Here is a 7,937-nt window from a genome sequence, read left to right on the forward strand (position 1 = left end):
TCGAAAAACACTTCGACTTTGCCGTTGGTTGTGTTTGCAACAACGGAGCCAGAGATATTGATAGCCTTAATCGACCCGTTGACGTTATTTAATTCAATTTCACCTTCTATGTCTTCAACTTCAATGTGGCCGCTGTTGACAGCGCTTAATTTCAAAGAGGTTTTCTTCGGCACCTTGATGTTGATATCAATGGTGCGGCGATGTGACGAGGCGCTCACCGTCATGCGGTTGCGCTCTTCTTCAACAGACAGCCCGGTGGATGTGATTGCCACTCGCTTTAAGCCTTCGGAATTCCGTTTTGATCTCTTTGAATATCTTCTGGTCCGGGTCCGTGCCTCAATAATGATTTCGTCGCCATCGTACCCTTTCACGGTAATGGAGCCGTTGGTGAGGCCGACTTTGATAAATCCCGGTCTTGAGGGGTCGCTAAAGGTCAAGCTCACCCGGTCGACGGGTTGGTCCTGGCTGAAAGCGAAAGTCACAAACAGCAAAGGAAACAATACAAGTGCTTTAGTTTTTTTCATTTTTCACCTCAATTAAAATGAGCTAAATTCTTCTCTAAAAAGGCACGTAACATATCACCATGAAGGTTTTTCTCGATAATTTCACCTTCACTATTGATGATAATGTTATGTGGTAATTGTCTCACGGCATACAGGCTGGCCGCTGGTCCGCTAAAAGCATTAACTGCAGAAACATTCGGCCATGGAAGATTGTCCTTCCTAATTGCCTTCAGCCAATTGTCACGACTGAATTCCAAACCCACGCCAATTATTTCAAAACCTTTGTTTTTAAAGCTGCTATATAAGCTAACCAAATTGGGGTTTTCTGCCCGGCACGGGCCACACCAAGAAGCCCAGAAGTCGATTAGCAAATACTTTGCATTTAAGGATGACAGCGAAATAGGGGTTCCGCTTGTGTCCAGAAGCGTAAAATCAGGAGCTGGCTGTCCGATAGCGACGTCTTTTAATACTTCAATTCTATCCATAAGCTGCTCGAAATAGCGCATCTCCCGGAAGGACTTATCAAGCTTAGAAACAAGAGTTTCAAGTTCTTCCAATTCCAAACTGTTTGCCAGATATTTTAAAATCAGATATGGAGTAATTTCTGAGGAATTGTTTTCTTGAATATAGCTCTCGATGAAAGCACTTTGCTCTCTTTCTGGCGATTGATCTAGTTGCTTCGTGAAGGATTCTAGTTCCTTGTGGAGAGTAGAGCCTGAAACTGACGAGTTTGAAAAGTTGTCAATATGTGTATTTATGGTTATGTTGGAATTTTCTAAAAAAACATTGATGACTTCATTTCTATCAGCAATTCTCAGGTAATACATCTCGGGATAATCTACTCTACCGGTGAGCATAAAAGACCCATCTTTCAAGTCCATTGAATCAATTTGAATATAGGTATAACCTAAAAATGCCCCGGCTTTTTGCAAAAGAATCGTGCCGTCGGATAACCCTTGAATTGTTCCTCGGATGACATAACCATCATCACTTCCATTAGTTGCGCAAGAACTCGAGAAGAGAACCAGCGCCCAAATCAAGAATTTGCTTTTCATATTAAACTCCCAATTCCCCTTTCAAAAAAATGCAATCATTTTTTGTTAACATAAATGTCGCCGTTGAAACCGTCAAACTCAATTTCCGGGCCGCCTTGACCCACCCGGGCGCCAAACGCTTTGTCGGCTTTATAGACATATTTGCCTTTGCGCCGTTTGGTCGTCGCTTGACGCGGCGAAAGATAGCTGACATCAAAATCCGTGTACACATCGCCGTTGAACGTTTTAAAGCGAAAATCCGCTTCGAGCCCGGCAAGAAAAGTGACTTCGATTTCGCCGTTGAGCGAGCCGAAGTAGCAGTCCTTTTTCGGGTTTTGCTCGAAGTCCACAGTTACCCCTCCGTTCAGTGCATAAATCCGCCCCGAACCGGAGAGGCCGGTTGCATCAATTCTGCCGTTGATGTTGTGCAAATCATAATCGCCGGAAACGCCTCTCACTTCGATGCTGCCTTGATTGATCGTTTTGAGATAAACGTTGGCGTCGCGGGGTACCTTGAGCTTGAAATCAAAAGTCACGTCGTAACCGTCGTGCCGCCAGCCGCGGTGGTTCATAGAGCCGTCCCGCCGGCGGTAAGGCGCGTCGACATAAAGCTCAATGGTGTTGTCCTCTTCCGTAATTTCCAGCCGAATCTTTTTTCTCGCCAAGTCGATTCTTTCCTGCGAACGCGCAAAGATGGTTTTGTTTACGACAAGTTGAACTTCTTTGCCGTCATATCCTTCAACTTCAATACTGCCGTTGATGTTATCGACAATGACCTCTTTTTCCCCCGAGGGGTTTGAGAATTTTAAAGTCTTCTCGATTTTCTCTTTGACTTCTTTGGGGGAAGCCCAGCCATTAAAGATTAAAGCAAAGGTTATCGTAAAAATTAAAGTTAATTGGAAATTTTTCATAACACCTACCTCGATTTTATAGTAAAAACGCTTTCATATCCACTATTCTTTTTAGATAGAATTACCGTACTTTTGAACCCGTGAAACTATTGCCATCGTTGTTAACCCAAGTTATTTTATTAATTTTACCATGTTCGTTTTTTTCAAAGCTAATATAAGCATATAAAACTCGGCACATGTAACTTCCATCTGAAAGCAAAATCATTTCAGCAGACTCGCCTTGATTTGCTCTTGCCAGTATTTTGCCATGATTCAATCTAACCGAAACCTTAAAAGTTGGAGCAAATTGGTAGACTCCTAAGAGGTCTTTCACATCTTCAAGCTTAAAGTCGGCGACGGCTAATCCCGTTTTAGCTCTTACCTCATAATCTTTGTCAAATACAATAGCAGCCAAATCCCGCCTTAAAAAATCCCCCACGCCAGTTTGAATATTACCAAGAAAAATAATACTGATATCGTTTTCGATATAGTGCATCACATCAGCAATATAACCCGGCATCCTTCCATCATGACCATATACGCGCATGCCGAAAACCTTGTAAACGCTGATTCCATATCCGTAGGCGTTGCGTTGATTTGCCAGCATTTTCTTTCTCGAAGAAGCATTCAAAACTTTATTAGTCTGCAAACCGACTTTCAACCATTTGTGTAAATCTTCAACAGTCGAATACAACGAACCGGAGCCTCGGTGAATGACATCATTGCTGTGAGGTGCATGAACCAAACCGGTAAAGCCGGAAGGGTCGTATCCCGTCGCTAGATTTCTTATAATTTTCTTATACTGGTATTCGCCTGAGTTTTTCATCTCAAGCAGTGCAAAAATGTGTTTGCTCAAAAACTCTACATAAGATAGGCCACTGACTTTTTCGATTAGGTAAGCCAACAAATTGTAACCGGAGTTACTGTAGGAATACCTTTCCCCCGGTTGAAATTCTAAAGGTTGTTCTTTAATCCAATTTACCACATCTTCTAAAGTCACCGATAAATTTTTCTTTTTATAATAATTTGGTAATGAAAAGATGTCCGGAATGCCCGAGGTGTGTGTTAACAGATGATGAAGCGTAATTTTGTCGCCTTGCGGATAATCAGAGATAAACTTGTCAATCGTGTTATCCACTTTTAACAATTCATCCTGTTCTAATATCAAAATCGCTGCCGCTGTAAATTGCTTTGAAACTGAAGCTAATTTAAATTTGGTTTGTGGTGTATTGGCGATATTATGGGAAATATCTGCAAACCCATATCCTTTAGAAAAAAGGATATCATCACTTTTTGAAATTAAGATCGAACCGCTAAAATCACCGGTTTCAACATAGGGTTGTAAATAAGAGTCTATTTTAGATTCGAGATTCTCCATTTGAGGAAAGATTATGTTGTTACCAAAAAGAAGTATGGTGCAAACCAAATGCAGAATCTTTTTCATGTTGTTTTCCTTGTTACTGCAACTTCTCAATCGCTTTCCCGGCTTGCCGCCGCACAGTCTGGTTAAACATCTCGTTGTTCAGTAAAAATTTCAGTGCACTGACTGCCTGTTTTTCTTCCCGCTCCACAAACAGCTCAATTAAGGCAATTTGAGTCAGCGGCGAGGTCTGCCGGGTCAGCGACTCGATTAAACCCGCACGAACGACTTCTTCGTCGTAAAAAATAGAGAGTGCGTCGATGGTGGCCAATCGTACGTTCAGATTGGAGTCATAATCCAAAGTATTCAGCAGAGTTTCCAATGTTGCTGCTGCCGGCTGAGCGACGCGATAACTATAACTAACTCCCCGCAGCCGCTCACTTGAAGATTGATTTTGCAGCAACGCAGTGGCAACCATCTGCCGTAAGCTGTAGACCTCGCTGCGCAGCACCAAAAGATCTTGATTGCCCGGAGAGGAAGATTTAATCGTCAGGCCGCTTATTAGACCGATAATCAAAAGCGCCAGGGCAAACCCGAATTGAAAAACCGGCTGCCGCGGCCACCAGCGACCGAGTGAGTTATTCACTGTCTCCCGCCACCCAAGACGGACTTCCGCGACATTTTGCCCGGCCTGATAAGCGTCAAGCATGGCGTAAAACCTTGTTTTTACGATCTCCGGGGGAGTTGCCTCGGGGAGTTTTCCTAACTTCTCCCAGGTTGTGCCCAGACTTTCGAACTCAGCTTTGCATGCTGAACAACTCAGCAGGTGCTCCTCTATCTTTGAAAGCGTGCTGTCGTTCAAGTTCCCGCCTAAATAGTCTGCAATTTGTCGTGTGACGTGTTCACATTTCATGACGCTCTTTCTCCCGAAAGTTCAAAAAAGTTATCTCTTAATCTCTGCATTGCCCGATGAACTCGTGCCTTAATCGTGCCTTCAAGGCAGCCGAATATTTGCGCAATCTCTCTGTATTTTACATTTTGAAAGCGGCTGAGCACCAAAACCTCCCGGTCCTCTTCAGGAAGTTTGGACAAAGCCAGGTGCAGCAGTTTTGCTTCCTGCTCTTTTTCAAAATGTTCGCTGACAATCAAGTCCCGGCTGATCAAATCTTCCGGTTCGTCATCAGCGCTCTCGAACTTTTTCTTTCTAAAATAATCAGCTCTCGAATTGCGGGCAATTTGAAACATCCAGGTGGTAAACTCGCTGCTGCCTTTGTACGTGTTCCGGTATTTCAACATGCGTAGAAACACCTCTTGCAGTAAGTCCTCGCTGGCCTGCCGATTTCCGGTTAACCGCAGAAAGAAGTTATAAAGAATCTTGTGATGACGCTCAAAGAGAATTCCGAGCTTTCCCAGATCACCGTCTTTTACCTGAAACATTAGTTCTTTATCTGTTGGAGAATGCAAGGGTAATTTTTTGACCTTCCTGAGACTTGTTTGTTAATGGACACTGTGGAATTGTGAAAAGGTTACAACAATTAGGTGGAAAGTAATAACTTTGATTTAGGAATTCAACTTAGAACGGGAAAGAAATTAGCCACCGGATTGCACTGAAAACACGAATTTTGATTAAAACAATCTGTGAAAAACCGTGCTTATCCGTGGCTAAGAATTTAGAAGGTCTTGGATTCCCGATAGCCTTGGGCCCGCATGATTCAAGCGGGTAAAACATTCGGGAATGACAACTATAAATAGAACGATTATCTCTGTGAATAAGCGTTGTTCTCTGGGGTGGGTTATGAATTAGAAGAAACTACATTCAACGATTTTAAGTCTGTGACAAATTCGCCTAAATTGAAATAGCGTTGTTCCGGATTTCTGTTGAGGCATAGTTTTAGTATCTTTTCTAACTGGGGAGAGTGCTCCGGATAGAGGCTGCGTAAAGAGGTGACGGAACCGTTCAAACGGCGGGGTTGAGCGGATGAATTCCCATAGCCGTTCAGAGGAAGTTCATCGGTTAATAACTGCTGTAAAATCACCCCGAGAGAATAAATATCTGCGCGGCCGTCAAAAATTTGATTATCACTGAAGAGCTCGGGCGCCATAAAGTAAGAGAGATAAGTAGCCTCGGACTCGTCGATTTTAGGTAAATAGGAGGCAATCCAGTGGTGGCAAAAGTCAGCAATTTTGATCTGACCGTCTTCGGCGATGAAAATACTGGAAGGGTTAAGTACACCGTGAACGATTCCAGCGAGATGGGCCTGGCGCAGGATCGTAGAAACGCGGGTGAGAATTTGAATCACTTTTTTTATGATGAACGGATACTCCTCATGGATATGAAGGCTCAATGGCTTTAAATCGATGGGTTCTGAATCGATAAGATAGTGTCCATTTTCTTTGCCGAAGCGGTATATTTTACAAATGTTTTTATTATCTAATTTACTGGCAACACGCGCACCATCTAAAAAATTCGCACCACATATATCGTCACTTACTTCTCCATTGAGTACTTGCAGAAATCTTCTTTTCTCATCTATTAGATTCACCACTTCATAAACCGTAAAACAAAACTTGCGGCAGATTTTACGTGTGACTTTATAGTTTTTCAGATTCAATCCGCTCAAGGCATTCTTAACCTTTTGTTTTAAAAGTCAGGGTACCCCCTTATATATCGATAAGAAGTAACAAACCCTTAACTATAAACGGTTATGATTTAAAGGCTGAGCTCGGAAGGCCAAAAAAAAGAGCCGCCTCAAACTTCGAAGCGACTCTTTAATGGAAGGACCAGTGACAGTTTAATTATCGGCCAAACGAAATTGACCTTGCTATTTAGTTTGCAACTATTTTCAAATGTTAAAATTTAGTTGCATTTACTCTTTTTATTTGCTAAAGTAAGTCACCCACCAAAGTAAAAGAAAGGTCATACTAAACCTATAACAAGCAGGTCAATTATGGTCGGAGACCTAATCGATAAATTGGGCCGATTCCTAAAATTGTCAGAAAGTTTTTTCAGACATCTCTGACCTTCTATTTTCAAATGTGATAATCAGAAAGTCTCGATGGTTAGAAATAGCTTCATGATGTAATCAATTAACCGTTTCATCATACCCCAAATGGAGGAAAACATGGATTTTCTAAACAAATTCTCGGGGATAGCTCACTGGTTGCCAAGATTATCTTTGGCTGCTACTTTCCTGTATCACGGGTTACCAAAATTTGCCGGGGCAGAAATGATGGCTCAAATGATGGGAATGCCCGTCTTCGCGGTTTATTTGTTGGCGCTTATGGAAGTGAGCGGGGCTGTGCTCATTCTTTGGGGTGGATTCGGTCCCGATTGGGCCACCCGGGTTTCCGGTCTAATTTTTTCCGTGGTCATGCTTGGCGCAATTGTCATTGTGCACGGTAAGAATGGCTGGAACTCCATCAATATGGGTCCGGATATGCCGGGTCAAGGAATGGAATTTCAGGTATTAATTCTCGCGACCGCTCTCTACTTTGCTTTTAAAGGCAACAGCGCCAACGCGGCTGCTTAGCTCAAAGTAGTATCCGGTTTTTCAGTTGTGGCAGGGCTCATGAATTGATGTCCTGCCACACTAAATTTAAAATTGACTTAAATGAAGATGAGAAACTCAAGAATTTTTGCGAAAGCCGCTGCATGGCTGATAATTTTGTTTATGTTTTTAAGCACCGGTTGTGTCTCGGAAACAGCCGAAACTGAAGCAAGCCAGCAGCCCAAATCGGATGTTGAACAGCGTTTAAAAGAACTCGGTGTCAAATTGCGCAAACCTTCTCCCCCGACTGCTAATTTCGTGCGTGCGGTCAGAACAGGCAACCTGGTGTTCCTGGCGGGTCACGGACCTAGCAAACCGGAGGGTGGGGTCGTAACCGGAAAAGTTGGCGCGACCTAAACCTGGATCAGGCAAAAGAAGCTGCGCGTCTTTCGGCAATCAGTTTACTTTCCTCTCTCAAAGCTGAAATCGGTGATTTAAACAAAGTTAAGCGCATTGTCAAAGTACATGGAATGGTCAATGCGGTTCCGGATTTCATTCAACATTCTCAAGTTATGAACGGCTGCTCGGATTTTCTGGTCTCGGTTTTCGGAGATCGCGGTAAACACGCCCGCGCGGCCGTTGGCATGGGTTCGTTGCCCCGA

Annotated in this window: 8 protein-coding genes and 1 pseudogene; 2 read left to right on the forward strand and 7 right to left on the reverse strand. The window is 43.2% G+C overall.

What is annotated here, in order from left to right; translation table 11 throughout:
- From IH879_15570 to IH879_15600, 7 genes are all read right to left on the reverse strand, one after another.
- Window positions 1–524 (reverse strand): hypothetical protein (locus IH879_15570; protein ID MCH7676346.1); only part of this gene is annotated, 524 nt, incomplete at its 3' end.
- Window positions 525–532: 8 nt separating this feature from the next.
- Window positions 533–1,558, reverse strand: coding sequence for an AhpC/TSA family protein (locus IH879_15575; GenBank protein ID MCH7676347.1), 1,026 nt, complete (start codon window positions 1,556–1,558; stop codon window positions 533–535).
- 35 nt (window positions 1,559–1,593) lie between these two features.
- Window positions 1,594–2,448 carry a hypothetical protein gene (locus IH879_15580; protein ID MCH7676348.1) on the reverse strand — a complete coding sequence of 285 codons (855 nt, stop codon included), beginning with the start codon at window positions 2,446–2,448 and terminating at the stop codon, window positions 1,594–1,596.
- A 61-nt stretch (window positions 2,449–2,509) separates the two neighbouring features.
- Window positions 2,510–3,871, reverse strand: a complete 1,362-nt coding sequence (locus tag IH879_15585) for a beta-lactamase family protein (GenBank protein ID MCH7676349.1) — start codon at window positions 3,869–3,871, stop codon at window positions 2,510–2,512.
- A 13-nt stretch (window positions 3,872–3,884) separates the two neighbouring features.
- The gene (locus IH879_15590) at window positions 3,885–4,700 is read right to left on the reverse strand and encodes a zf-HC2 domain-containing protein (GenBank protein ID MCH7676350.1); all 816 of its coding nucleotides are present in this window, start codon (window positions 4,698–4,700) and stop codon (window positions 3,885–3,887) included.
- Window positions 4,697–5,224, reverse strand: a complete 528-nt coding sequence (locus IH879_15595; protein MCH7676351.1) for an RNA polymerase sigma factor — start codon at window positions 5,222–5,224, stop codon at window positions 4,697–4,699. Before IH879_15595 ends, IH879_15590 begins: the two co-directional genes overlap by 4 nt.
- 356 nt (window positions 5,225–5,580) lie before the next feature.
- Window positions 5,581–6,408, reverse strand: a complete 828-nt coding sequence (locus IH879_15600; protein MCH7676352.1) for a serine/threonine protein kinase — start codon at window positions 6,406–6,408, stop codon at window positions 5,581–5,583.
- A gap of 501 nt (window positions 6,409–6,909) precedes the next feature.
- Between IH879_15600 and IH879_15605 the strand changes: the two genes are divergently transcribed.
- Window positions 6,910–7,317 (forward strand): DoxX family protein, encoded by a 408-nt coding sequence (locus IH879_15605; GenBank protein ID MCH7676353.1) that lies wholly within the window; start codon window positions 6,910–6,912, stop codon window positions 7,315–7,317.
- A gap of 141 nt (window positions 7,318–7,458) precedes the next feature.
- Window positions 7,459–7,937 (forward strand): annotated as a pseudogene (locus IH879_15610) (RidA family protein).

The organism is candidate division KSB1 bacterium (assembly GCA_022562085.1).
GTDB lineage: Bacteria > Zhuqueibacterota > Zhuqueibacteria > Oceanimicrobiales > Oceanimicrobiaceae > Oceanimicrobium.